Origin of the sequence: Sporosarcina luteola (genome assembly GCF_007991495.1) — a bacterium.
Classification (GTDB): Bacteria; Bacillota; Bacilli; order Bacillales_A; family Planococcaceae; genus Sporosarcina; species Sporosarcina luteola.
The window spans coordinates 25004-50199 of the sequence record NZ_BJYL01000007.1; the positions used below are offsets into that span (position 1 = coordinate 25004).

Sequence of the window (25196 nt, forward strand, 5' to 3'; positions counted from 1 at the left end):
GATGAAGCTAATGAAAAGCGAAAATGGTGGAGCTTTAATCACTGTTTTATTAATCCTGGTGATATTTACTATATTGGGAGTTGGATTACTTGCATTAAATCTGTCTGCCGCAAAACAGTTTAATAAAAAAGGTGAAAATCTACAGGCTAGACATCTGGCTGAAATGGGTGTTATACATTACCAAACAGAAGTAGCTAGTGCGGTTGAAGAATATAATGCTGACAAAAGCTTATATACCAAATATAAAGACGGAAAGATAGATAAAGAGGCTACACGGAGGCAGTACAGAGAAGGTTTGTGTGGAGTCGTAAGCTCAACACAAGTAGACGTAAATGAGTTTAATAGCGAAATAGGTCAGTATTTATTTATGGGAAAAAGTATGAACTGCCCAGACAAAGAAGATTTTGTAGAGTTAACCTTCACTAGTGAAGGTTTAACTGAAAAAGCTTCACGGGCAATTGAGGCTAGAATAAGGGTAGTACCCAACAATTCAGGGGATGGGTCTCCAGGTGATCTTATTCCAGATGCCACACCCCCAGAACAACCGCGATTTATGGATAACGAAGCACCACAAGTCACCTACCTGCATGAAGTTGAGAATTTGCCGGCTTATAGGGTGGTTTACGGCATAACAAATAAAAACCCCTTTAGTACCAACTCGAATGTTAAACTTCTTGGAGCAGTTGACATGGCTGCCAATTCAGTTTGGACATTTAAGAAAAATTTGTTAATAGCTGGAAGTGCCAGTATGAAGACGCAAGGCATAAATAAAACTAATTTAACAGTTAATGGAGATTTATTCATCGGTGGGGCGATACACATGGCCAATCATAATGAACTTAATGTTGACGGGAATCTTTTTATTATGGGGAATTCAAAGTTTGGGACTGATTCAATAGTTAATGTAGGAGGAAATGCATTGTTCGACCTAGTCGAGGAAGTTGAACCGCATGTAAATATTACGATTCAACAAAATGCGTTTTTTAAGAAACCCTTAAGCAGAGTTAAGAATAATTCAAGTTTTTGTGTAAGAGGAGACATTTTTTTGTGGAATAATGGGTGGGCTCCTTATTTAACTGATGATGAAGGATATAGGTGGTTCGATAAGGAATGTCTAGGTACTTCCCCTATAGTATCTGAAGATGAGGAATGGATTGTCTTGCCAGAGGTAAATCCGGATTACAAAGTCGACTAAAGTTTTATTTTTTGAATTATTCGGTTGCCATACTTATAGAATAGAGGTTGACCACAATGAAAAACAAACACTATTTTTCTACGTATCTATTAGTGATAATTGTCATCTTAGCTTTTACGGTTACAAATAAAGCTTTTGCGAATAATGTTTTGTTTATAAATAATAAAGCGAAATTCGGTGACCATACTTTCATTGGGCCGTTTAATATATCAAATGAAAAAACACGTGAGGCAAAATCTAAACTCATAGCAGATTTATCTGATCTTCAAAGTAAATTGGATGTAAATTTGATATATCAAGACATCCAATTCTCACTTATACCGGAAACAATCACGTTTGATATCGACAAGAGTCTTGCAAATGTGAATTCAGGACAGGACAACCCAATCATTGCATCAGTATCACGTGGCGGATTAAATACGGTCCTTACACAACAATTGCCCCAATTTCTATTCACGGAAGAAACGGTCGATTTGATTGCTGAAGGCGTTGAAAAAGAATTGCAAACTGGCATTATGCCCAGAAACATCCATATTACAGACTATCTACCTGCCAATGAAATACCTATTGTAGAAGTCGCTTTATCTGAATATAATATTAGCGGGACATCTGGGCCTTTTAAAAATGCTATACAAGCATTAGATAAATCTGTCGTACAGCCATTAGAGATGTTTTCTATGATGGAATTGCTGACGAGCTCAGAAATTGGGATGCTTAGTGACGAGGAAATGTCATTGCTTTCTTCCATGCTGTACACGGCAGTTCTTCAAACGAATTTTCAAATCGATGAGCGCAATATAAGTACGCTTTTATCTCCAATTATCCATCCGGGTTACGAAGCGGCGATGAATCAAACATTAGGCCTTGATTTTAAGTTCACGAACCCGAACAAATCGGACTTTACAATCCATGCGAATTGGTCTAATGGAAAAATACAACTGTCCATTGAAGGTCCGCCATTCTATTACTCTTATGAACCCGTAATTGAACGCATAGATACGTACAAACCAAGAACAGTCCGCCAATACAGCGCATTTGTGAATGATGGACAAGTAATCGTTTCCCAGGAAGGCAAGGAAGGTATGGAAGTTGTTGTCCGAAGAAATATTTCACTTAATGGGAAAGTCATTAATACTGAGGATGTTTCAAAAGACTTTTATGCCCCAATTCATCGGATTGAAATGCTACCCTTGACAAAGGCTGATGCCTCTACCGGCGAATCTACTGGTGGAAGTGATGTTGGTAATGAGAGTTTTGAAAATGACGAGGTACAGTTTGATGATGGTGAATCCAACACGGAGACGGATCCCTCCACTGGAAATGGAACAGGACAGGCAACAGAATCCGGAACAACAACGACTGGAACAGAAAGTCAGAACGAAGGAAAACAAATCTATGACAAGAGCGGAATGCCTATTGGAGGCAAATGATCTTTCAGCGAAGGGGGAACTCAAATGGCAACAACACGGAAACGGCTTGGCGATTTGCTCGTCGAGTCAGGTCTAATTACCGACGCTCAACTTCAAACTGCCTTAGCAGATAAGCCGAAGGGCCAGAAAATAGGGGATGCTCTACTTCAACGCGGTTATATTACTGAACAGCAACTAATAGAAGTGCTGGAGTTCCAACTCGGAATCCCTCATGTCAATTTATTCAGGTATCCCTTTGACCCGAAACTGTTCAATATCGTACCGAAAGAGTTTGCGAAACGAAACCTTATCGTGCCATTGAAAGCGGAAGGGGACAGACTGTTTGTTGCGATGTCCGATCCCATGGATTATCTATCGGTTGACGATTTACGTCTGTCGACAGGTTTTCATATCGAAACTGCGATCGCTTCCAAAGATGATATTTTACGGACGATCTCCAAATACTATGAAGATGAACTTCTTGAAGATTTCTTCATTGAACAGCCTGAGGAAACGAGGGAACAGCAAGATGAGTTAACTGATCTTGATTCCCCGATTGTCCGTCTCGTCAATCAAGTGCTTTCTGCTGCTATAACGCAAAAGGCGAGCGATATCCACATTGACCCGCAGGAGCATCAAGTTGTCATCCGGTTTCGTGTCGATGGGATGTTGAAGACTGAACGCTATTTGCCGAAACATATGCAAGCGATGCTGACTGCTCGGATTAAAATCATGTCCAGCCTTGATATAACAGAGCATCGGGTTCCGCAGGACGGGCGGATCAAAGTAACGATTGACTTCAGGCCGATCGATCTCCGCGTATCCAGCTTGCCTACGGTTTATGGCGAAAAAATCGTCATGCGGATACTTGATTTAAGCAGCTCGTTAAATGATATGTCGAAATTAGGCTTCAGCCCGTTGAATCTGGAACGGTTCATGAAGGAAATCGAAAGGCCAAATGGCATCGTATTAATTTCCGGACCGACTGGTTCTGGTAAATCATCTACACTATATGCGGCGCTTAATAAATTGAACCAAGAAGAAGTGAATATTATCACTGTCGAAGATCCGGTTGAATATCAGCTTGAAGGCATTAATCAAATTCAAGTGAATCCAACGGTCGGTTTGACATTCGCGAATGGTTTGAGGTCGATTTTGAGACAAGACCCTGATATTGTCATGGTCGGTGAGATTCGTGACCGGGAGACGGTTGAAATCGCAATCCGGGCCTCGCTCACAGGGCATTTAGTACTCAGCACAATCCATACGAACGACTCGATTGCTTCCATCACGCGTTTGATTGATATGGGGGTGGAACCTTTCCTAGTGACGGCATCAGTCAATGCAATCATTGCGCAACGTCTGATTAGGCGTGTATGCCGCGATTGTGGACGGGAAATGCCTACTTCGAATCGAGAGAAAGAGATTTTCGCAAAACGTGGCATGGAGATCGAAACGATTGTCCGTGGGTCCGGCTGCGCATCATGTAATATGACCGGATACCGGGGAAGGGTTGCCATTCACGAAGTGCTAATTATCGATGATGCTATGCGTGAAGTGATTAATAACCACGGTACACCTGCACAACTGAGGGAAATCGCGATACGTAATCAAACTGTCTTTCTCATTGATGACGGATTGGCTAAAGTAAAACAAGGAATCACGACAACGGAAGAAGTGCTCCGTGTAGCGCTCATTGAATAGGGGTATAGGCTATGAATGAAACTATTGATCATATTTTGGCGAAAGCTTTTGAATTAAAGGCATCGGATATTCATTTGACAGTCGGTGTTCCTCCGGTGTTTCGTATCCATGGAGATTTGAAGCGTTTCGGGGATGTACCGCTTGATGATACCTACACAGAAGAAGCAGCTAAATCAACAATTCCTCAAAAGTTGTTTACTGCATTCCTTGAAAAAGGACAAATCGATTATTCCTATGAATTACAAGGAATTGCCCGGTTTCGTGTCAATGCATTCCAACAGCGGGGTTCGATATCACTTGCATTCAGGACCATTCCGACTAACGTTCCTTCAATCGATGACTTACAAGTGCCCGGCGCACTGAAGACGCTGGCGCAGACTCCGCAAGGACTTATTTTAGTAACTGGGCCTACTGGATCAGGAAAGTCGACTACACTTGCTGCGATGATTCGGTATATGAATGAAACATCTCGGAAGCATATTATCACCCTGGAAGATCCAATCGAGTATGTGCATTCGCATCAATCATCGATTATCGATCAACGTGAAGTTGGTTTTGACACAAGTTCATTCGCGGACGGATTGCGTGCTTCATTACGTCAAGATCCGGACGTCATTCTTGTCGGAGAGATGAGAGATTTGGAAACGATATCAACTGCAATAACAGCTGCTGAAACAGGCCATCTTGTTTTGGCGACGCTACATACTTGGAGTGCTGCTTCAACAATCGACAGGATCATCGACGTATTTCCGCATGGCCAACAAAGTCAGATTCGAGTACAGCTTGCTGGCGTATTAACAGCGGTTCTTTCACAAAGACTTTTCCCGACTGTCAATCGAAGTGGCAGACGGGTGGCGACGGAGCTGATGATCAATAATTCGGCGGTTTCCAATCTGATCCGCTCTGAGAAAGTACATCAAATCCCGAATATCATTCAAACGAACCGGGCAATGGGCATGCATATGATGGAAACTTCCGTGAAACAGCTGCTGGATCAAGGATTAATTACTTATGAGGCGGCAATGCCATATATCGAAGGTGTTGAATAACGATGGCGAGATTCAAATATGAAGGACGAGACGCAAGGTCTAAAAGATCAGGCGTCATAGTAGCGGTGAATAAACGGGAAGCTGCTTTGAAACTGAAAGGCCAAGGAATTCGAGTGACCGATTTGACTGAACAAGCTGAAACTGTCCTGACGAAGGAAATTCATATCGGAAATCCTATCAAACGGACACAGTTTATTATGTTTCTACGCCAGTTTTCAACTTTGCTTCGAGCAGGGGTAACTATCGTGGAATCGATCCGTATTTTATCCTTACAAGTCGAATCAAAGCCTTTCCAGAAAATTTTAGTGTCCATCGGGGATGATCTCCGTGGAGGCGGCTCTCTCTCAGAAGCATTAGTAAAGCATCCAAAAGCTTTTGAACCATTGGTCATTAATATGATCAAGGCGGGAGAGATGTCAGGAACTGTCGATGATTCGCTCGATCGTCTCGCGGAGCATTATGAAAAAGCACATATGACTAAGCAAAAGGTCATATCGGCTATGTCTTATCCAATTGTAGTTGGCATAGTAGCAATCGGAGTCGTTATATTCCTGTTGACGTTTGTCGTCCCAATGTTTGTCGACCTTTTTGCGAGCGTCGGTGGAGAATTGCCTGCGCTGACACAGTTTGTATTAGCTGCTAGTGATTTTATGGTCGACTACTGGTATGTTTTCATTCTTGTTGGAGCGGCTATAGTAGTAGGGATACTATTGATGCGTGGTAATGTGGAAGGTAAATATATGCTGGATTCATTCCTCCTTCGCATCCCGGTATTTGGAGATTTAATGAAAAAATCGGCCTTATCAACGATGACGAGAACACTTAGCTCATTATTCAAAAGCTCTGTGCCGATTTTGCAAGCATTGTCGATGACGGAAAAGATTATCGAAAATGAAGTCATTTCACGAGTTGTTGCTGAATCGAGGCTATCATTAGAACGTGGTGGCTCATTGACCGAGCCGATGGCGAATCACTGGGCGTTCCCTCCATTGATTCCCCATATGATCGCAATCGGGGAGCAAACAGGGTCGCTTGATTCGATGCTTGCTAAAGTTGCAGACTTCTATGAGAAGGAAGTTGACGCGGCAACGGATCGAATGAAGGCTTTAATTGAGCCGTTGATGATTATCTTGCTAGCTGGATTAGTAGGTACAATAGTACTTTCGATTCTACTTCCGATGTTTAGTATGTTTACCGAAATAGATAATATGTAGCGAACCTTGTCGAAAAATAAATAGTTATATGGATAGATAGGTTGATAGTTTCATTTTATCTAGTAATTTGGTATTCTTACATTGTACGATAGTAGTAGATATAATAGAGGAGGAATAGAGATGAAAAAATGGTTGAAGAAGCATTTAAAGAATGAAAAAGGTTTAACGTTGGTAGAGCTTTTAGCGGTTATTGTTATTTTGGGTATTATTGCAGCGATTGCTGTGCCGTCGATCGGAAAGGTAATTGATAATACTCGAGTAAATGCTGCAAAAGCTGATGCCATTAATGCGATAGAAGCAGCTAAACTATACTTTGTGGAACATGATACTGAAAAAGATGTTACTTTAAAAGAACTTCAAGATGAAGGTTATATGAAAGACCTTGGTACATTAAAAGCGGATGAAGCTGCTGGTCAGGTTTTTAATGGTGATTCAGGAAATGATGTTAATATTTCAGCAACAGCTAAAACATCAAATGGAAAAACAGTAAAATTCTCTAAAGCTACTATAAAAGAAATTAACGATAAAAAATCAACTAAAGTCGAAGTGAGTGAATAAGTTATACGCTTAAATTTTAATTAAGGAGATTGTTCATCTAATGCCACTATTCAACCGCCGCAAACAGCCGGCCACACTCACAATTGAACAAGACGCCGTTCGTTTCGTCCGGTTGAAGTCGCAAGACCCTCTCGTCGTCGATGTTGCGGAGGAAGTGACACTTCCACCCAACACAATCGTCGAAGGAAAGATTGTCGATGTCGAGAATCTGGTGGTCATTTTAGAAGGAGTCCTTAAGGAGTGGGGCATTGCAAAACGCGATGTCCAGTTCCTTGCTCCTGATACATATGTGTTAATTCGAAAGGTGCCGTATCCGGAAGATGTTGAGCCGGATGAGTTGAAGGGGCATTTTTTCATTGAAATCGGTTCGACGATTTATCTGCCGTTTGATGATCCTGTTTTTGATGTTGTTCCTTGCGATTTAAATAAGGGCACAAAAGAGGCTATCTTGATTGCCTCGAAGGAAAGCATTTTGGATCAATACGAAGATGTGCTCAAAGAAGTGAAACTTACTCCTGTCGTTGCCGATATCGGACCGCTTGCGCTATACCGGCTTGCTTATAAGACGTATCAATTTGCTGGGCATGAGCATGTTCTCATCGCTGATATGCATGATGGTATGTTGACTGTGTCGATTTTCCATAAGCATTATCCGCTATTCATGCGGCCTGTGGATTTGACGCAATCGGCTGACCTTTCGATCGTTACAGATGGACAAGCGGATCTTCATTCCATCACACCGACAACGATTGCGATGGAACTTGAGAAGCTGATGAACTTTTATAGATATAACTTACATAACGGAACGGCTTCTATTACGCATTTGCTTGTCAATGGCGAGTATGCTGAAATGGAAAATTTACTGTCAACGATTCGTGAGAGATTTTCAATCCAAGCGAACCGTTTGCTGAAAACACCGTTGCAACTTCCAGATGGTCGACAATTGCCCGCAACCTTTAATCGTACGATTGGGTTGGCATTGAAAGAGGTGTAGTCATGCTTGTTGATATTAACTTGTTGCCTGAAAAAGAAAGGGAGCGATCGACGCTTCTTATCGCTGCACTTGTCATCATCGGTGTGGCTATTCTTTTTTGGGCAACTCTTTTTATACTTTCCCATCGTTTGTCGAAAGAGACTGTTCAGGTTGAAGCGCAAATTTCCGGAATCCAGGCAAGCCAGGCAACGATTCGGGAAGGTCTTCAGCCTACAACGGACGCTGGCGATCGGGAACAGCTTACAGCTACCGTTGATTGGGCAGAGGCATATCGCTTTGAAACGTTGCCACTTCTCCGTGAACTGATTGCATTATTGCCGGAGCGAGGTTTTTTTGTTTCGTTTGAATTTACAGCCCCCCATGAGTCTAATGTGACTGTTCAATTCGATGATAAATCGGATGCTGCTTATTATTTGACGCGTGTTAAAACTTCAGAAGAAATTGCGAATGCAACGTTGGAATCCTTGACAGCAGTAGAGTTGGATGAAGAGAATGATGCGCAGCTGCTGCCGCGTTTCGAAGCTGTCTATCATATGGAATTCCATGATGAGCGAGGCGTTGTTGTTGAAGTCGATGAGCCTGCAGACGTCGATTTGGAAGAGCAGGAGGATGATCTAGATGCGTAGTCTATCAAAACGTCAAAAAGAAATAGGCTTAGTCATCTTGGCGAGTGTTTTACTGCTTATGCTGGCGGCCTATTCTTATTTCAACATCTATTCTCCCGCGAAAGAAGCGAATGAACGGGTCACTCAAACATTGGCGAATGAACGAGATATCCTATTTGCCTTGCAAAGACAGGAAGCACAGCAAAGTCCGTCCGAAACATCTACTTCACGTCAGTTGCAGCAAAAAGTGCCAGTGAAGCCGCTTGAAGACCTCATTCTTCTTCAAGTTCAGAAAGCGGAAGTAAAATCGGATACATATGTGAATGCAGTGAATTTTTCATTGGAAGAGACATCCATTGAAAATCCGCCGGAACATGTAACAAATGTCCAAGCGGTCATTACGGAAGTGCATTTGGAAACGGATACCTATTCAAAAGTCGACCGATTCATCGAAGAAATCGAGTCAATGGAACGGATCTTCATTATAGATGGGATTGAATTTACTGCACCTGAAGAAATCCGTACCATGGAGCAAGAGACGGAAAATATGGAGATGACTGTTAGATTCCATGCATTTTATCGTCCTGATTTGGAGAACCTTGTAGATGAAGCTCCAAAAGTGGATGCACCGGTGCCTTCGGGTAAGCAGGATCCGACACCGTTCAATCAAATTCCGGGACTGGGGGGAAGCGAATGAGCATTGTTTGGATCGTTCTGTTTTTCATTTACGGCCTCATCTTCGGCTCTTTCTTCAACGTTGTCGGGCTGAGAGTTCCGAAAAAGGAATCGATCGTGTCACCGCCTTCTCATTGTCCAAATTGCAATCGGAAGCTCGGTCCGTTGGATCTGATTCCGGTCTTTTCCTACATAGCCCTCCGCGGGAAATGCAGGGGATGCGGAAATAAAATAAGCCCGATCTATCCTATGATGGAATTATTGACAGGCGCTCTTTTCGCTTTTGCTTACTTTCAACTCGGGTTCAGTAAAGAGTTGATCATCGCGATATTGTTCATTTCGCTGCTTGTCATTATTACCGTTTCCGATATTTCCTATATGCTCATTCCCGACAAAGTACTTCTACCGTTCGCGATAGCGTTTCTGATTCTTAGATGGCTCATACCTACTACTCCATGGTGGGATAGCCTATTAGGAGCCGCAGTTGGGTTTGCTGTGCTTTTTCTCATCGCTGTTGTGTCGAAAGGTGGGATGGGGGGCGGCGATATTAAACTGTTCTTCGTCATTGGACTCGTTCTCGGGACGATGAACACATTACTGACGCTGTTCCTTGCTTCGCTCATCGGCTCCATTGCCGGCATTTATATTGTCATGAAGACGGGCAAGGGAAGGAAAACTCCGGTCGCTTTCGGGCCGTCCATCGCATTGGCGGCTGTTATCTCCTACTTCTTTGGGGCGGACTTTGTCGAATGGTATCAGCAATTATTCATTTAAGTCGATAAATTTTTTAGGACAAGGCGACACACGTCTTGTTCTTTTTCATTCCCGTTTTGATACGGTTACTAAAAACGGGGTGGACTGGCATGAAGTTCAGAAAAAAGTATACAAAAATAACCGTGGCAGCGGCGATGCTCCATGGTGTCCTTATCGGCATTGCAGCAGTGGCAATCGTAGGCTTCATTATCGTCGGAACGAATGGCAAAGGAAAGGAAAAGGCTGTAGAAAGTGATGTAGTGGCAGTCGATCCACCGCTGGAGTCCGAGAAGGCCCCTGCTTCAGGTCCCGCAGTTTCAGCGGGAGGAGAAATAGACGGGGACGCGTTAAAGTTGTTCGCAAAACAGCATGGTGTCTTCTCTTCGGCAGCTTCGGCGCAGGAATTTGTGGCGTTAGATCCAGCCTTGGCAAAAGCAGCGGTTGTGGAAGCGGAGGGGCAGTTTTATGTATGGAGCGTTGTCGGAATTGTTGAGGAAGAAATAGCAGTGAGCGAAGACGAAGGGACGTTCCGGAAACCATTTTTCGCGAGTATGTCTTCTTGTTCTTCCGTTGGTGCGGGACAATTAAGGAAGGCGTTATCCGAGACGGAATTATCGCAAATTAAAATTATGACTACTTCTACGGACGATGGAAATGAAGATGAAAAAATTGCCGACTTCCGCAAGAATTTGGTCGCTGTAACCGCGTTTACATCGGATTTAAGGGTCGTTCGGTTACAATTACTATCGCATTACTCGCATAAAGATGGTTGTGTCGATATAAATTTTTAAGGCCAAAAAACGGGGGATAACCCAATTAAGTCGAATTTATGAAAATTTCCAAATGGCACCTTCTTAAGTATGATAGTAAAAAAGGAGGTAGTTCAAATGGAATTCACAGTAAACGGACCAGTTATTTTAGCATCCGGATCGCCGCGCAGGCGAGAACTCTTAGAAAAATTAGGCATACCGTTTGACTCAATGCCAAGCAATGTCGACGAAAACGTGGAATTGATTGATGGGGATTTCAAGGATTACGTTCAAAAGCTGGCGGTCAAAAAGGGGAGTGCTGTAGCGGAACGTAAACAAGACGCATTAATTATTGCTGCGGATACGATAGTTGTATTTGAAGATGCGGTGTATCCAAAGCCTGCAACAGCGGAGCAAGCCGAGCAATTTTTGAACCAGTTTTCCGGCAAAACCCACTCCGTTTTCACAGGTGTATGCATCAAAGGGAAGGACAAAGAAATCGTTTTCTCCGTTGAAACGAAAGTGACATTCAAGGAGTTGGACGAGGGTCTTATCAAAGCCTATGTAAATTCCGGCGATCCGATGGATAAGGCGGGAGGGTATGGCATCCAAACTGCTGGAGCTCTGCTTGTTGAGAAAATAGACGGCGACTATTTAAATGTTGTCGGATTGCCTTTATCGAAATTGGTGGAAATATTGCGTCGCGAGGACTTGCTCGTTTTGAAAGAGAGTGAGAGTCCTTGACTGTTGAAGTGAAGAAGCAGATGATGATCCGGGATGTACATATCGCGGATAGACCACGTGAAAGGCTTATCCGCCAAGGGGCAGTGAGCTTGTCAAACCAAGAGCTAATCGCCATTCTTCTTCGGACAGGCACGAAGGAAGAATCCGTGTTAATGCTAGCGAACAGTGTATTAAAGACATTTGATAAAATTCAGGACTTGAAGGATGCGACCATTGAAGAAATGATGGCGGTGAACGGCATTGGACAAGCGAAAGCGGTCCAAATTTTGGCTGCTGTTGAACTCGGAAAAAGGATTTATCGGAAGCATACGGAAGGCCGCTATGTCATTAAGTCACCTGAAGACGCTGCCGCCTATTTGATGACGGACATGTCCTCCTTATTACAGGAACATTTCGTCGTCCTCTTCCTGAATGTGAAAAATGAAGTGCTTCATAAACAGACGGTCTTTATCGGCAGTCTGAATTCATCCATCGTTCATCCACGTGAAATTGTGCGTCCATAAGGACTTATAGAAAATCTGTTTTCGCAAAACAGTAAGGGAATATCATAACGCTTTACCCTTATCATTAGTCAACTTATCTGAAAGGGAAACCGGACAGGGAGTGTAGCATGTTGAAAAAGCCGTAAGTTGCTTAATTGCCAAAGCACGACTGAACGGCAAGATGAAACGTATGAACGAGGATGAAAGCTAAACTGCTTGAATGATAGCTCAAGGGGGACTACGGGGACCTTTAGCGGGAGGCAATGATTTACGCTATTTGAAATGTGCATCTTTCTTATAAATTTCGAGAAAGACGATATGATACCATTTCACCTAACTTTCGTATAAAAGTAACGAGCGAACGTCACATCCGACATCATACATGCGATGTTTCTATAAATCTAAATGGAGATTACCTAAGTCAGAATGCCTTTTAGGCTATGCATAATTGATGCTGAATATCTGATAAGGTAACGGAGCTCTCGTAGTAGTCCGAGCTAGGGAAAGCCTAGTACATGGCGAAGGGGAGCAGTTTACAGCGTTAATACCAAATTGGGAAGGAGCGGAGGCTCTATGAGAATTCCAAAAGTAGTATTAAATCGTCTAACTGCCATAGCAAAAGATGAAGACTACGTATTTAAACGACTATATCGTAACCTGTACAATAAAGAATTCTATTTTGAAGCGTATGCGAAACTGTATAAAAATAAGGGCAGCAATACAAAAGGTATCAATGACGATACGATTGATGGTATGAGTGTAAAGCGTATTGAAAAACTCATTGAGAAATTAAAAAATCAAACGTATCAACCAAATCCAGCACGGCGGACGTATATCCCTAAGAAAGATGGAAAAACAAGACCGCTTGGTATTCCTACTTTTGAGGATAAACTAATCCAAGAAGTTGTTCGGCGAATGCTTGAAAGCATTTATGAACCACAGTTTTCGATACACTCTCATGGATTTAGACCAAATCTTAGCTGTCATACAGCGTTAAAAGAGATTCGTAATACGTTTACTGGGACAAGATGGTTTATTGAGGGTGATATTAAAGGGTTCTTCGACAATATAGACCATCACGTGTTAGTTAGCATTTTGCGTAGACGGATTCGTGATGAAAAATTCATCAATCTAATCTGGAAGTTTCTTCGAGCGGGTTATGTGGAAGATTGGGTATTCCATAAAACATATAGTGGTGCCCCACAGGGTGGAATTATCAGTCCTCTGTTATCGAATATCTATTTAAATGAACTCGATAAATATGTGGAACACTATATTGAATGCTATAACAAAGGTAACAAGCGGATACACAACTTAAATTATCATAACCTTGCATCCAAGATTAACTATCGTAAAAACAAAAATAAACGTGATTGGGCGACTTTGTCCGAAGTGCAAAAGAAGGAACGCTTAAAGGAATTAAAAGCCCTTTATAAGGAACTGCAAAGCCATGATAGTAAAGACCTTTTTGATCCAAACTACCGCCGTCTGAAATATGTCCGCTATGCGGATGATTTTATACTTGGCGTTATCGGAAGTAAAAAGGAAGCTGAACAAATTAAGCAGGATTTTACCTTATTCTTGAAAAAGCAATTAAAGTTGGAATTAAGTGCTGAAAAGACATTGATTACGCATAGCAAGAAAAATGCCCGTTTTCTTGGGTACGACATTCGGGTTGTCAGAGATTGGCACCGAATGAAAATGCCAAATGGAACAAAAAAACGCAAGTTTAATTATCAGACAAAACTTTTTGTTCCTCATGAAAAATATATTCAGAAACTAGTACAGTTAAATGCGTTAAAAATAGGACCTAACAACGGTTGGAAACCAGTACATCGACCTTATTTGGTGCATAACGACGACCTAGAGATTATACGTACGTATAACGCAGAAATTGAAGGCTATTACAATTACTATCGTTTGGCCAGTAATGTGCATGTATTACAGTCTTTCCGCCAGACGATGAAGTATAGCATGATTAAAACGTATGCGAATAAATATAAATCGACCGTTAGTAAAACCATCAATAAATTTAGTATTAACGGGGAATTTGGCGTCCGATATCAAACAAAAGAAGGCAGTAAGGTTGCGTTCTTTACAATGCAACGAATGGAAAAAAACGATGAAATTAACCAACCAAGTGTTGATACAGTCGAGAATACATTAGTTTATTCAGGGCGAACTAGCATGATTGACCGTTTACTTGCCGAAGAGTGTGAATGGTGTGCTGTATCAGGTGTTCCGCTTGAGATGCATCACATTCGCAAATTAAAAGATTTACAAGGCAAGAAAAAATGGGAGCAAAGAATGATCGCCCGTAGACGTAAAACGATGGCGTTATGTGTATCATGCCATCATGATTTGCATAATGGCAAGTTAGATTAAAGTAAATGGAAAGCCGTATACTCTGAGAGGAGTACGTACGGTTTGGAGGGGAGTTCTTGGAAACCTAGTATAGCAATATACCAAGGCACCGGGTTCTCACCCTACTACCGGGAGGCCGTAAAACGCTCCGCGGCCTCGATCATCGTCGCGCATAACCATCCGAGCGGAAATCCGGCGCCATCTCCGGAAGATATCGAGGTCACAAAAAGACTCGTAGAAGCTGGCAATATTATAGGGATTGAACTTCTTGATCACGTTATTATCGGTGATCATCGATTCATCAGTTTGAAGGAAAAGGGTTACATGAACTAGCAATTAAATCCTTTATTGGTATCGTTTAATAGAAAAATAACTGCATATACTTGCTTCTCCCTGCTTGCCAATGGGGATTTCCCGATATTTGAGGACCCCTGACGAAAGGTGGCGATAGCATCAAAATGATGTGTATTGCTATTGACACTGTGAATTTGTTCTCCAATCCGTTATAATGTGGTGTATGATTTTAAAGAGACCATATACAAGCGGTCGAATAGAAAGGAAGAACAAATTTGTTTGGATTAGGAGCAAGAGATGTCGGGATTGACCTCGGCACAGCCAATACATTAGTTTTCATTAAAGGAAAAGGGATTGTTCTAAGAGAACCTTCTGTTGTTGCAAAAAATACAATTACGAATGAAATCGTAGCAGTCGGCTCAGCGGCTAAAAATATGATTGGACGGACTCCTGGGTCTATCGTGGCGACTCGTCCGATGAAGGATGGCGTCATTGCAGATTTCGAAATTACGACAGCAATGATCGAGCATTATATGAAAGAAGCGACAAAAGCTGCAGGCAGTGCTTGGAAAAAGCCGAATGTGATGGTTTGTGTGCCATTTGGCATCACTTCTGTCGAACAGCGCGCTGTCATTGACGCAGCTAGACAAGCTGGTGCTAAGGATGCTTTCACAATTGAAGAGCCATTTGCGGCGGCAATCGGTGCTAATTTGCCGGTTTGGGAACCTACGGGAAGTATGGTCGTCGATATAGGTGGCGGTACGACGGAAGTCGCTGTCATTTCTTTAGGTGGCATCGTAACGAGCGAATCAATCCGTGTCGGAGGAGATTCGATGGATGGCGCAATCATTAGTTATATCCGTAAAGTGTATAATTTGACGATCGGTGAACGTACAGCCGAAGCGATCAAAATTGAAATTGGTTCAGCAAAAGTTTCTAATAAACCTGAGAAAATGGAAATCAGAGGCCGTGATTTATTGACAGGTCTTCCGAAAACATTGGAAGTTTCTTCAGATGAAATTGTTGAAGCGCTTCGTGAATCCATTTCACAAATCATTGAAGGCGTCAAGAAGACATTGGAAGCAACACCACCTGAACTTTCTGCGGACGTTATGGAACGCGGAATCGTATTGACAGGCGGGGGAGCATTACTTGAAAACTTGGACAAGGTTATTTCGGACGAAACGAATATGCCTGTCTTCATAGCGGAAGATCCGCTGGATTGTGTAGCAATCGGTACAGGTAAAGCGCTTGATAACTTTGAAGTGATTAAAAAGATGCAAGTTAGGTAAATGAGGGAGGATTTAGGCAATGCCGCGATTTTTTTCAAATAAACGGTTGATTTTATTGCTTGTGGGCGTCATCGTCCTTGTGGCATTGATTTCATTCTCTTTAAAAGACAGGCAGAACGCCACCCTTCCAGAACAAATAGTAAAAGATGTTGTCGGTTTCGGGCAATCGTTATTCTCGAAACCGGCTCATTTTCTTACCGGCACTTTGGATAAAATCGATGGTATATTAAATACATATGAAGAAAACAAGCATTTGAAGGCGAGATTGAAAGAATATGCTTCGACACAAGCGGAGCTGACAGATGTGAAGGCAGATAATGAAAAACTAAGGAAAATCATCGGCAAGGAAGACAGTCTGCGTGACTACAAACCTGTTCAAGCTACCGTTATTTCACGAAATCCCGACCAATGGGAAGAGAAAATCATCATCGACAAAGGTGAGGTCGAAGGCGTCAAGAAGAATATGGCGGTTATCACGTCGAGCGGCCTCGTTGGCAAAGTCGTTCTCGTCACCCCATTCAGGGCGACTGTCGAACTGCTTTCCACAGAGAACCGGGACTTTCGTGTGGCGGCGGTCATCCCTGGAGAAGAATCCATTTTCGGTCTGATTGAAGGATATGATCGGGATCGTGGTGAATTAATCATGAAGAGAATCGATTCTAATTTCGATGTGAAAAAAGGGCAATTAGTCGAATCATCAGGCCTCGGCGGCATTTTTCCAAAGGGATTGTTAATCGGAGAAGTGACGGAAGTTTCAACCGATGATTATGGGTTGACGAAATTGGCGTATATCCGCCCTGCTGCCGATTTCAGTATGTTGGATCATGTCATGGTGGCGAAAAGATCACTCGTCCCTGCAACCGGTACGGATGGAGTCGTTGCAGATGAGGAAGAAGAGGGGGAGGATGGATCGTGATCAGGTTCATAATCCCTCTTATTGCTGTCATATTATTTTTCCTCGAACCGGTCTTCAGCCTTTTTTCACCGGTGATGATCGCTGACGTAAAGTATACGTTAGTCCCCAGGTTTGTTATTGTTTATCTTATTTTCATTACTGTCTATTATAGCCGCCAGCGAGCAATCATCTATGGAATCATACTTGGACTCTTGTATGATATGTATCACATTGATATTATTGGAGTATATACTTTTTTATATCCGGTCATCTGCTATCTTGCAGCATTGATTATCCGGCAAGTCCATCGCCATGTCATCACTGTAATGTTCTTGTCGTTGGTTATGGTCGCACTGCTTGAATTGCTCTCGTTTTTCTTCGCAAGCCTCATTGCATTGACTGCAATCGGTTTCGAAGAGTTCGTTGTCAGCAGACTGATGCCGACAATGATTGCGAATTCAATTTTCGTCGGCATGTTCGGCTACTTGTTCAAGCGTCTGACCAATGAAAGAGGATTGCAAAAGGCCGGAATATAAACAAAATTGTGAGGGACGCAAATGACGAAACAGCACTATGTAACGATAAAAGGGACAAAAGACGGACTTGTTCTCCGACTTGACGACAAATGCGCTTATTCGGACATGATTGCAGAACTCCGCAATAAAGTGAGCGAAAACAGTCTGGAAGGGCTTGCCGAAGTGAAAGTCCACATCGGAAATCGCTTTTGCAATGAAGAAGAATTGAAAGAAATCATGAATGTCGTTCACGAATCACCGCATTTACGAGTTTCCAAAATTCAAAGCGAAGTGATTTCAATTGAAGAATGCAATCGCAAAGTTTTGGAGAAGCAGTCGGAGACGTATATTGGAATCGTCCGTTCAGGACAAGTCGTAAATGCAGATGGTGATCTCGTTGTAATAGGCGATGTTAATCCGAACGGCCGGGTCGTTGCGGCTGGGAGCATTTATATATTAGGAAGATTGAAAGGGATCGCACATGCGGGGGCGACTGGCAATGAAGAAGCAGTAATTGCCGCTTCATGGCTTGAGGCCACGCATTTGATGATAGCGGATAAGCTGGAAACGATGACTGATGAGCTGACAATTTTGTCAGAACATCCCGAGATGGAATGTGCATACATACATCCGAATGGTTTCATTGCCATCGACCGTTTACAGGAGCTTCGGATTCTCCGGCCTAATCTGTCTACATTTAAAGGAGGGAGCTAAGTGTGGGAGAAGCAATCGTAATAACGTCTGGAAAAGGTGGAGTCGGTAAAACGACAACATCCGCCAATCTTGGAACTGCATTGGCTCTACAAGGAAAAAAAGTATGTCTCGTTGATACGGATATCGGTCTTCGCAACCTGGATGTCATCCTTGGTCTTGAAAATCGTATCATCTATGATCTCGTCGATGTAATCGCGGGCAGATGCAAAATCCATCAGGCGCTCGTCAAGGACAAGCGTTTCGAGGACGGTCTCTTTTTACTTCCGGCAGCTCAGACAACAGATAAAAATGCCGTCAAACCAGAAGAAATGAAAGAACTGATCACCGAGTTAAAAAGGGACTATGATTATATTTTAATTGATTGTCCTGCTGGTATCGAACAAGGTTATAAAAATGCTGTGGCAGGCGCAGATCGAGCCATCGTCGTCACAACACCGGAAATCTCTGCGGTAAGAGACGCAGATCGGATCATCGGCTTGCTTGAACAAGAAGACATCGAGCCGCCAAAGCTGATCATCAATCGAATCAAAAGCCGCCTCGTCAATAGCGGCGACGCCCTCGATGTAAATGAGATCACGACTCATTTATCCATCGACCTTCTCGGAATCGTCTTGGATGATGAAAATGTCATCTCTTCGTCCAACAAAGGAGAACCGGTCGTCATGGATCCATCCAACCCCGCGGCAATCGGCTACAGAAACATCGCCCGACGTATTCTAGGAGAATCCGTACCACTCATGTCCTTGGACGAAGGACGGCCTGGATTCTTTGGGAAACTAAAATCATTATTCGCTAAATAAAACCGAACCCTTGACTCCAGGGGTTCTTTTTTTATTTTTATTATTCTGGCAATAATATATTGAAAATTTATTAAGGATTGGAACGGAGGGCGGCGACTCCTGCGGGAAAAGCGTCAGTCGAAGACCCCGCAACGGAGCATAGCGGAGTGAGGAGGCTGATGCGACGCCCGTGGAAAGCGTCCGCCCGAAGTGGAGATCCTGTGGCCATTCCTTAATCCCTTGCAATAAACATCATAGGTCGGGCATTTGCCCATAATATTCATGGTACTCCCGTCATATACTGAGAAAAAAGGTGGTGTGGCGGGGTGAAATGGAAAACAAAATGGATGCTTGCGATCATCATAGCAATTTGCGTATTCGGCTTTGCCAAATTAGAACAAAAAGGATTCATCAACAAACCGGTTACCCAATATATTACAACCGGCAAAGACTTCATCGTTATGAAAAAGTGGGTTGCCTCCATCATCGGCGAAAACGAAAATGATAAAATTACAGTGTCAGCAGATCCTGTAGAAGAGCTGCCATTTGCGGCATACGAATCAATGCAGCCTTACAAGGACGGTGTAATCGTTTCATATACCCATGCAATGCCGATAACTGCGCAAGGAGATGGGCTTGTCGTATTCACGGGATTCACTCGGCAATCGGGAAAAACAGTTACCGTGCTCTATGAAGATGGCGATGAAGTGACATACGGATTTGTCGGTTCGTTCGAGAAACTTCCCTATTCGACTGTAAAAAAGGGGGACACGCTCGCAGTGATGAGTGAAGAAGCGATCTATTTGAAAGTGAAGCGGGAAGGGGTCGTGCTGGAAGCTGAAATCTTAGCTACCTATTTCTCGGAAGACACTAAATGAAGCTCCGCCTTCATCCCGTATTGGCACCCTTATTCCTATTGTTAATCGTCACGGGCGGCTTCGCATACTACGCACTTATCTTCATTTCACTACTCGTCCATGAGACAGGCCATATCATTGCGGCAAGGGCTTCTGGCATGAAAATCCGTTCATGTACGATAATGCCCTACGGAGGAGAGTTGCAAATTCCCGATCGACATCTCTACGGGAAAAAACAAAAAGTACTAGTTGCCCTCGGTGGGCCCGTAGCAACAGCAATTCTCCTTCTGCTTGCATGGATCATTTCTTTTCCAGGTGATGATCAGTTCATACGTATTCAAATAGCCATTTTGATGTTGAATCTTTTGCCTATCCTGCCGCTTGACGGTGGACAGGCTATTAATGCGATTTTGGAGACGGATGCGACGAAATACAAAGTGAGATCCGCATTTTTAATCTATTCGATTTTTATTCTAATAGTGATCATTTTATCTCTCCTTATAGGATTACCAAAAACCACTTTAGCAATCGCGTTAGCGTTATTCTTACTAATCCAAAATATAGCCGCGTACAAGTTCCGGAAATATGAAAAAGCCTATGAGCAATTAAAAAGAAAACAGTTGACGCCATAACTTGTGCATGGTAATATTTTAATGTTATTGTTTGTAGCACCCGTGCTACTGCAACCGCACTGATAAGGTACAAGCATCCGTATGGATCACCTTTGAAGGCGAGTCTGAGTCTAAAGAGGAGGTGCAAGTATGTACGCAATCATTGAAACTGGTGGAAAACAAATCAAAGTTGAAGCAGGTCAAGAGGTTTACATCGAGAAAGTTCTTGGTGAAGCTGAAGAGACTGTAACATTTGACAAAGTTCTATTCGTTGGTGGAGAAAACGTGAAAGTCGGCGCTCCATTCGTGGAAGGTGCTTCTGTAACGGGTAAAATCGTTAAGCATGGCCGCGGCAAGAAAATCACGGTTTTCAAATACAAGCCGAAAAAGAACTACCACAAAAAACAAGGTCACCGTCAGCCATACACGAAAGTTGTCATCGAAGGCATCAACGCGTAAGCCGGCATGATCAAAATCATTATTAATGAACAACAATCCGGCCGTATCAGCTCTTTTGAGATGAAAGGCCATGCCGATTTCGCTGAACATGGAAAAGACCTCGTCTGTGCAGGCGCTTCTGCGGTTTCATTCGGAGCCGTCAATGCTGTCATCGCACTCACTGGCATAACACCGGATATCCATCAAGGATCTGACGGAGGTTATTTGAAAGTGGAATTTCCAGTAACGGAGAAAGACGATGAAATCCAATTGATCGTGAAGGCGATGATTGTTTCATTACAGACGATTGAACAAGATTACGGGCAACATATAAAACTTATTTTCAACCGATAGGAGGTGGCACTTATGTTACGTTTGGATCTCCAGTTTTTCGCATCGAAAAAAGGGGTAGGTTCTACAAAGAACGGTCGTGACTCCGAATCGAAACGCCTTGGCGCAAAACGCGCTGACGGACAATTCGTTTCTGGCGGCTCTATCCTTTATCGCCAACGCGGAACAAAAATTCACCCAGGTGAAAACGTTGGCCGCGGCGGGGACGATACTCTTTTTGCAAAAGTTGACGGCGTAGTTCGTTTCGAACGCTTTGGCCGCGACAAGAAAAAAGTTAGCGTATACCCTGTAGCTCAAGAAGCTTAATGTTAAAACACTAACATTGAAAGGACTGCATCTAACCATGCAGTCCTTTTTGATTTTTATTTTAGTTACTTGGCCAGGTTTAAAGCGCGCGCCTGTAGCGGCAATCCGATATCATATTAGCAGTATGTCTTTTATTTTTTGGCGTAACTCATAACCAAAATGCTATACTGTTTAGTATGAAACATTTTGGCGGTGAGAAAATGGAAACCGAAAAACTGACAGTTGGAAAAGCATTGAAATTTGCACGCCATGATTTTTTGAACGAATTACAGCTAATGCTTCTTTACATGGATCTTGAAGATACACCTAATGCCCGTAGGACATTGTTGGAAGCGACGGAGCGCATGCGCCATATATCGATGCTGGAAAAACTGCACATGCCTAAAACAGAAGTGTGGCTTAGTACATTCGAATGGAACCATACAGTTTTCTCGAAAAAAATAAAATGTAATATAGTCGCGGGTAATCGAGTTGCAGAGGACTATGCTGTCGCGGATTATTTGGAACAATTGATCTGTGCGATTGAAAAGGTCGTTGATCCATTGGAAGAATATATCGTTCATATAGACGTAGGGGCCACTCAGGACGAATGGTCAATTCAATTGACAATTGAAGGTCCGCTATCGGAAATACCGTTAAAATCTCAAACGGTCGAAGGATTTCAAGTGAGTAAAATATGCAAAGATGAGCAATGGACGTTCACACTCAGTGGACAATAGGAGGAAAAATAAATGTTTGTCGATCACGTAAAAGTATATGTAAAAGGCGGCAATGGCGGAGATGGAATGGTTGCGTTCCGACGCGAGAAATATATCGCATACGGAGGACCTGCCGGAGGGGATGGCGGAAAAGGCGGAGACGTCGTTTTCATCGTCGATGAAGGCTTGCGAACGCTTATGGATTTCCGTTACCAACGCCATTTCAAAGCTCCTAGAGGAGAGCATGGAGGAAGTAAAAACATGCATGGAAAAGGCGGAGTGGACATGGTCGTAAAAGTTCCGCCGGGCACAATTGTAAAAGACGTGGAAACAGGTGACATTATTGCGGATCTTGTCGAGCACGGTCAGACTGCAGTCATCGCGAAAGGTGGACGTGGGGGGCGAGGGAACTCGCGTTTTGCAACACCGCAAAACCCTGCACCTGAACTTTCCGAAAAAGGTGAGCCGGGCGTCGAAAGGGAAATAACACTTGAACTGAAAGTGCTTGCAGATGCCGGATTAGTCGGCTTCCCAAGTGTCGGAAAGTCTACTTTATTATCCGTCGTTTCAGCAGCAAAACCGAAAATTGCCGATTATCATTTTACAACGCTTGTGCCGAATCTAGGTATGGTGGAGTTAGACAATGGACAGACATTTGTCCTTGCAGACTTGCCTGGCCTTATTGAAGGAGCGCATGAAGGGATTGGCCTGGGTCATCAGTTTTTGCGTCATATCGAACGGACACGCGTCATCATTCACGTCGTCGATATGTCAGGATTAGAAGGGCGAGACCCTTATGAAGACTTCCTCACAATTAATGAAGAGTTGGAAAGATATAACCTTCGCCTGATGGAGCGTCCGCAGATCATTGTCGCAAATAAGATGGATATGCCTGATGCAGAAGAGAATCTCAAGTTGTTCAAAGAGAAGCTTAATGACGAAGAGGCATTGATTTTCCCGATTTCGGCAATTACCCGAACAGGATTGGATCAGCTTTTATTCGCAGTTACGGATCTACTTGAAACGACACCCGAGTTCCCAATGCATGAAATCGAAGATGAAGATATGGATGAAAACCGTTCTGTTCTTTATAAGCACGAGAGAGAAACAGCTGACTTCAAAATTACGCGTGATGATGACGGTGCCTTTGTCCTTTCCGGTTATACAATTGAACGTCTATTCAAAATGACTGATTTCAACTTCGATCAATCCGTCCGTAAATTCGCGCGTCAAATGCGTGGAATGGGTGTAGATGATGCTCTTCGCGAACGCGGAGCGAAAGATGGAGACACAGTACGTATCCTTGATTTCGAATTTGAATTCCTTGAATAGGACAAGGGTCTGGTTGTTGAATCACTTGTAGGCAAGGAGGCATTTAATGAAGCCATTGGGGGAAGGGCAGTTTTATCTCGTTCGAGAAGATGTGCTCACGGAATCGATGCTGAAAATGTTGGAAGCAAAAAGGCTGTTGGCAAGTGGGGAAGAAAAGACGATCCAAGAAGCGACGAAAAGGGTTGGCTTGTCCCGGAGCGCTTATTATAAATATAAGGACGCTGTCTTCCCTTTCGAATCGATTGCCCGTGAACGTGTATTGACAATATTCATCCAACTGGAGGATCGGAAAGGGTCGCTTGCAATATTGCTGAAAATTATATCAGAAGCGAAGTGCAATGTTTTGACGATCCATCAGACAATACCGGTGCAAGGACGCGCAAACATTACATTGTCTCTAGATGTAACCGAAATGGAAATGAAGATGGAGGAGTTCATGCAAAGGTTGAAAGCACCGAATTTCATAGACTCTGTCCATCTGATCAGCTCGGGTGCACTTTAAAGCTAAAGCGGAGAGTGGCGTTTAGCTGCGACAGGCACTGGAGGGCTTGAACGAAAGGCGTTCTTTGCCTTTAGCTTCAAGACCGAAGTGACCCGAGCAGCTGCCACTCGGAGCTAGATGTAATCAATTTTTGGGGGGAATGAAGATGACAGAAGTGGATTATAAGCCGACGGTCGCTTATTTGGGGCCTGAGGCATCATTTACTCATGTGGCAGCAAAAATCCTTTTTGGAAGCGAGGGCTTAGTGCCCCAACCAACGATTCCTGATTGTATAGAGGCAGTAACTGCGGGACATGTCGCTTATGCAGTCGTACCTCTAGAAAACGCATTGGAAGGCTCAGTGCCGATGACGATCGATTACTTATTTCACGGTAGCGAGTTATTCATCAACGCTGAAATTTCGACTCCAATCGAACAGCATCTAATGGTGAATGAAAGACGGAAGGAAGACTGGAATAAAATCGAATCGGTGCATTCCCATCCACATGCGCTTGCACAATGTCATAAATATTTGCAATACCATTATCGCCGTACGCCATTGATGCAAACAACATCGACAGCTGCCGCAGCCAAATATGTATCTGAAAACCCTGAACTGAACATTGCGGCTATCGGAAATCGTTTGGCGGCTGAAAAATACGGCCTACATATTGCAGAAGAGAATATACATGATTTTCATTTCAATCATACCCGCTTCGTTGTATTGTCATTACGTAAAGGAAATTTGGACGTACAGGGCCAGTCGGAAACTCCGAAAACGACGTTAATGGTGAAACTGCCTGAGGATGATCGTTCTGGGATGCTCCACCAAATATTATCGGTTTTCGCATGGCGTAGGCTTAACTTAAGTAAAATTGAATCAAGGCCGATGAAAACTGGATTAGGAAATTATTTTTTCATCATAGATGTGTTGGAAAACGAAAGTGATCCGATGATGAAAGGTGCACTTGAAGAACTTGCTGCACTAAATTGCACAGTTCGCTCATTCGGTACATATTATACGTTCGAACAGAGACCTTCCCGCTAGTGTGGATGGTCTTTTTTATATATCGGGACTTCTGAAACCGGGCTATTCTTTTGTTATTAGAATGAATAATAGTTCCCTTTTTACAATATA

General features: G+C 43.1%; 27 protein-coding genes, 2 pseudogenes and 1 other annotated feature. All 29 genes and pseudogenes read left to right on the forward strand.

Going from position 1 to position 25196, the window contains the following annotated elements:
* Position 1 precedes the first annotated feature (1 nt).
* The 29 genes and pseudogenes from SLU01_RS03170 to pheA all read left to right on the forward strand — a co-directional run bounded on the left by SLU01_RS03170 (position 2) and on the right by pheA (position 25106).
* Positions 2–1195 (forward strand): hypothetical protein, encoded by a 1194-nt coding sequence (locus tag SLU01_RS03170; protein ID WP_147055275.1) that lies wholly within the window; start codon positions 2–4, stop codon positions 1193–1195.
* Between the two features lie 56 nt (positions 1196–1251).
* A complete protein-coding gene (locus SLU01_RS03175; RefSeq protein WP_147055277.1) occupies positions 1252–2625 on the forward strand; it encodes a VanW family protein in 1374 nt (457 codons plus the stop codon).
* Positions 2626–2649: 24 nt separating this feature from the next.
* A complete protein-coding gene (locus tag SLU01_RS03180; RefSeq protein ID WP_147055279.1) occupies positions 2650–4308 on the forward strand; it encodes a GspE/PulE family protein in 1659 nt (552 codons plus the stop codon).
* 11 nt (positions 4309–4319) lie between these two features.
* Positions 4320–5357: a type IV pilus twitching motility protein PilT gene (locus SLU01_RS03185; RefSeq protein WP_147055281.1), complete on the forward strand. Its 1038-nt coding sequence runs from the start codon at positions 4320–4322 to the stop codon at positions 5355–5357.
* Positions 5358–5359: 2 nt separating this feature from the next.
* A complete protein-coding gene (locus SLU01_RS03190; protein ID WP_147055283.1) occupies positions 5360–6571 on the forward strand; it encodes a type II secretion system F family protein in 1212 nt (403 codons plus the stop codon).
* Between the two features lie 120 nt (positions 6572–6691).
* Positions 6692–7129: a competence type IV pilus major pilin ComGC gene (locus tag SLU01_RS03195; protein WP_147055285.1), complete on the forward strand. Its 438-nt coding sequence runs from the start codon at positions 6692–6694 to the stop codon at positions 7127–7129.
* A gap of 40 nt (positions 7130–7169) precedes the next feature.
* Positions 7170–8123: a type IV pilus biogenesis protein PilM gene (gene pilM, locus SLU01_RS03200; RefSeq protein ID WP_147055287.1), complete on the forward strand. Its 954-nt coding sequence runs from the start codon at positions 7170–7172 to the stop codon at positions 8121–8123.
* Between the two features lie 2 nt (positions 8124–8125).
* A complete protein-coding gene (locus tag SLU01_RS03205; RefSeq protein WP_147055289.1) occupies positions 8126–8749 on the forward strand; it encodes a PilN domain-containing protein in 624 nt (207 codons plus the stop codon).
* Positions 8742–9425: a pilus assembly protein PilO gene (locus SLU01_RS03210; RefSeq protein ID WP_147055291.1), complete on the forward strand. Its 684-nt coding sequence runs from the start codon at positions 8742–8744 to the stop codon at positions 9423–9425. Before SLU01_RS03205 ends, SLU01_RS03210 begins: the two co-directional genes overlap by 8 nt.
* Positions 9422–10177, forward strand: coding sequence for a prepilin peptidase (locus tag SLU01_RS03215; RefSeq protein WP_147055293.1), 756 nt, complete (start codon positions 9422–9424; stop codon positions 10175–10177). Before SLU01_RS03210 ends, SLU01_RS03215 begins: the two co-directional genes overlap by 4 nt.
* Positions 10178–10266: 89 nt before the next feature.
* Entirely contained in the window at positions 10267–10947 is a 681-nt protein-coding gene (locus tag SLU01_RS03220) for a hypothetical protein (RefSeq protein WP_147055295.1), read from the forward strand.
* Between the two features lie 96 nt (positions 10948–11043).
* Positions 11044–11649, forward strand: coding sequence for a Maf family protein (locus SLU01_RS03225; protein WP_147055297.1), 606 nt, complete (start codon positions 11044–11046; stop codon positions 11647–11649).
* A 20-nt stretch (positions 11650–11669) separates the two neighbouring features.
* A pseudogene (gene radC / locus SLU01_RS03230) lies at positions 11670–12146 on the forward strand (RadC family protein); the annotation flags it as partial.
* Between the two features lie 558 nt (positions 12147–12704).
* Positions 12705–14516: a reverse transcriptase domain-containing protein gene (locus tag SLU01_RS03235; RefSeq protein WP_147055301.1), complete on the forward strand. Its 1812-nt coding sequence runs from the start codon at positions 12705–12707 to the stop codon at positions 14514–14516.
* A 105-nt stretch (positions 14517–14621) separates the two neighbouring features.
* Positions 14622–14828: pseudogene (locus tag SLU01_RS03240) on the forward strand (JAB domain-containing protein); the annotation flags it as partial.
* 236 nt (positions 14829–15064) lie between these two features.
* Complete coding sequence (locus tag SLU01_RS03245) at positions 15065–16081, forward strand: rod shape-determining protein (protein ID WP_147055303.1); 1017 nt, start codon at positions 15065–15067, stop codon at positions 16079–16081.
* Between the two features lie 19 nt (positions 16082–16100).
* Entirely contained in the window at positions 16101–16997 is an 897-nt protein-coding gene (gene mreC / locus SLU01_RS03250) for a rod shape-determining protein MreC (protein WP_147055305.1), read from the forward strand.
* The gene (gene mreD, locus SLU01_RS03255; protein WP_147055307.1) at positions 16994–17512 is read left to right on the forward strand and encodes a rod shape-determining protein MreD; all 519 of its coding nucleotides are present in this window, start codon (positions 16994–16996) and stop codon (positions 17510–17512) included. Before mreC ends, mreD begins: the two co-directional genes overlap by 4 nt.
* Before the next feature lie 21 nt (positions 17513–17533).
* Positions 17534–18205: a septum site-determining protein MinC gene (gene minC / locus SLU01_RS03260; RefSeq protein WP_147055309.1), complete on the forward strand. Its 672-nt coding sequence runs from the start codon at positions 17534–17536 to the stop codon at positions 18203–18205.
* 2 nt (positions 18206–18207) lie between these two features.
* Positions 18208–19005: a septum site-determining protein MinD gene (gene minD / locus SLU01_RS03265; RefSeq protein ID WP_147055312.1), complete on the forward strand. Its 798-nt coding sequence runs from the start codon at positions 18208–18210 to the stop codon at positions 19003–19005.
* 305 nt (positions 19006–19310) lie between these two features.
* Entirely contained in the window at positions 19311–19862 is a 552-nt protein-coding gene (locus tag SLU01_RS03270; RefSeq protein ID WP_147055314.1) for a M23 family metallopeptidase, read from the forward strand.
* The gene (locus SLU01_RS03275) at positions 19859–20473 is read left to right on the forward strand and encodes a site-2 protease family protein (RefSeq protein ID WP_147055316.1); all 615 of its coding nucleotides are present in this window, start codon (positions 19859–19861) and stop codon (positions 20471–20473) included. The genes SLU01_RS03270 and SLU01_RS03275 overlap by 4 nt, the downstream gene beginning before the upstream one ends.
* Before the next feature lie 42 nt (positions 20474–20515).
* Positions 20516–20589, forward strand: a sequence feature (ribosomal protein L21 leader region).
* A 13-nt stretch (positions 20590–20602) separates the two neighbouring features.
* Complete coding sequence (gene rplU, locus SLU01_RS03280; protein ID WP_147055318.1) at positions 20603–20911, forward strand: 50S ribosomal protein L21; 309 nt, start codon at positions 20603–20605, stop codon at positions 20909–20911.
* Positions 20912–20917: 6 nt separating this feature from the next.
* Complete coding sequence (locus SLU01_RS03285) at positions 20918–21244, forward strand: ribosomal-processing cysteine protease Prp (protein ID WP_147055320.1); 327 nt, start codon at positions 20918–20920, stop codon at positions 21242–21244.
* Between the two features lie 12 nt (positions 21245–21256).
* Positions 21257–21547: a 50S ribosomal protein L27 gene (gene rpmA / locus SLU01_RS03290; protein ID WP_041075331.1), complete on the forward strand. Its 291-nt coding sequence runs from the start codon at positions 21257–21259 to the stop codon at positions 21545–21547.
* Between the two features lie 200 nt (positions 21548–21747).
* The gene (locus SLU01_RS03295; protein ID WP_170232563.1) at positions 21748–22266 is read left to right on the forward strand and encodes a Spo0B domain-containing protein; all 519 of its coding nucleotides are present in this window, start codon (positions 21748–21750) and stop codon (positions 22264–22266) included.
* 12 nt (positions 22267–22278) lie between these two features.
* Entirely contained in the window at positions 22279–23577 is a 1299-nt protein-coding gene (gene obgE / locus SLU01_RS03300; RefSeq protein ID WP_147055324.1) for a GTPase ObgE, read from the forward strand.
* Between the two features lie 46 nt (positions 23578–23623).
* Positions 23624–24079, forward strand: coding sequence for a transcriptional regulator ThrR (gene thrR, locus SLU01_RS03305; RefSeq protein WP_147055326.1), 456 nt, complete (start codon positions 23624–23626; stop codon positions 24077–24079).
* Positions 24080–24224: 145 nt separating this feature from the next.
* Positions 24225–25106, forward strand: coding sequence for a prephenate dehydratase (pheA, locus tag SLU01_RS03310; RefSeq protein ID WP_147055329.1), 882 nt, complete (start codon positions 24225–24227; stop codon positions 25104–25106).
* Positions 25107–25196 lie beyond the last annotated feature (90 nt).

Excerpts from the sequence above, each read along its gene's own strand:
- SLU01_RS03215 (WP_147055293.1), top strand. The coding sequence starts at position 9,422 with ATGAGCATTGTTTGGATCGTTCTGTTTTTCATTTACGGCCTCATCTTC.
- SLU01_RS03235 (WP_147055301.1), top strand. The coding sequence starts at position 12,705 with ATGAGAATTCCAAAAGTAGTATTAAATCGTCTAACTGCCATAGCAAAA.
- pheA (WP_147055329.1), top strand. The coding sequence starts at position 24,225 with ATGACAGAAGTGGATTATAAGCCGACGGTCGCTTATTTGGGGCCTGAG.
- SLU01_RS03175 (WP_147055277.1), top strand. The coding sequence starts at position 1,252 with ATGAAAAACAAACACTATTTTTCTACGTATCTATTAGTGATAATTGTC.
- thrR (WP_147055326.1), top strand. The coding sequence starts at position 23,624 with ATGAAGCCATTGGGGGAAGGGCAGTTTTATCTCGTTCGAGAAGATGTG.
- SLU01_RS03220 (WP_147055295.1), top strand. The coding sequence starts at position 10,267 with ATGAAGTTCAGAAAAAAGTATACAAAAATAACCGTGGCAGCGGCGATG.
- SLU01_RS03170 (WP_147055275.1), top strand. The coding sequence starts at position 2 with ATGAAGCTAATGAAAAGCGAAAATGGTGGAGCTTTAATCACTGTTTTA.
- SLU01_RS03295 (WP_170232563.1), top strand. The coding sequence starts at position 21,748 with ATGGAAACCGAAAAACTGACAGTTGGAAAAGCATTGAAATTTGCACGC.
- pilM (WP_147055287.1), top strand. The coding sequence starts at position 7,170 with ATGCCACTATTCAACCGCCGCAAACAGCCGGCCACACTCACAATTGAA.
- SLU01_RS03210 (WP_147055291.1), top strand. The coding sequence starts at position 8,742 with ATGCGTAGTCTATCAAAACGTCAAAAAGAAATAGGCTTAGTCATCTTG.
- SLU01_RS03275 (WP_147055316.1), top strand. The coding sequence starts at position 19,859 with ATGAAGCTCCGCCTTCATCCCGTATTGGCACCCTTATTCCTATTGTTA.
- SLU01_RS03195 (WP_147055285.1), top strand. The coding sequence starts at position 6,692 with ATGAAAAAATGGTTGAAGAAGCATTTAAAGAATGAAAAAGGTTTAACG.
- SLU01_RS03285 (WP_147055320.1), top strand. The coding sequence starts at position 20,918 with ATGATCAAAATCATTATTAATGAACAACAATCCGGCCGTATCAGCTCT.
- obgE (WP_147055324.1), top strand. The coding sequence starts at position 22,279 with ATGTTTGTCGATCACGTAAAAGTATATGTAAAAGGCGGCAATGGCGGA.
- SLU01_RS03225 (WP_147055297.1), top strand. The coding sequence starts at position 11,044 with ATGGAATTCACAGTAAACGGACCAGTTATTTTAGCATCCGGATCGCCG.
- SLU01_RS03190 (WP_147055283.1), top strand. The coding sequence starts at position 5,360 with ATGGCGAGATTCAAATATGAAGGACGAGACGCAAGGTCTAAAAGATCA.
- SLU01_RS03205 (WP_147055289.1), top strand. The coding sequence starts at position 8,126 with ATGCTTGTTGATATTAACTTGTTGCCTGAAAAAGAAAGGGAGCGATCG.
- mreC (WP_147055305.1), top strand. The coding sequence starts at position 16,101 with ATGCCGCGATTTTTTTCAAATAAACGGTTGATTTTATTGCTTGTGGGC.
- minC (WP_147055309.1), top strand. The coding sequence starts at position 17,534 with ATGACGAAACAGCACTATGTAACGATAAAAGGGACAAAAGACGGACTT.
- rplU (WP_147055318.1), top strand. The coding sequence starts at position 20,603 with ATGTACGCAATCATTGAAACTGGTGGAAAACAAATCAAAGTTGAAGCA.
- rpmA (WP_041075331.1), top strand. The coding sequence starts at position 21,257 with ATGTTACGTTTGGATCTCCAGTTTTTCGCATCGAAAAAAGGGGTAGGT.
- SLU01_RS03180 (WP_147055279.1), top strand. The coding sequence starts at position 2,650 with ATGGCAACAACACGGAAACGGCTTGGCGATTTGCTCGTCGAGTCAGGT.
- SLU01_RS03185 (WP_147055281.1), top strand. The coding sequence starts at position 4,320 with ATGAATGAAACTATTGATCATATTTTGGCGAAAGCTTTTGAATTAAAG.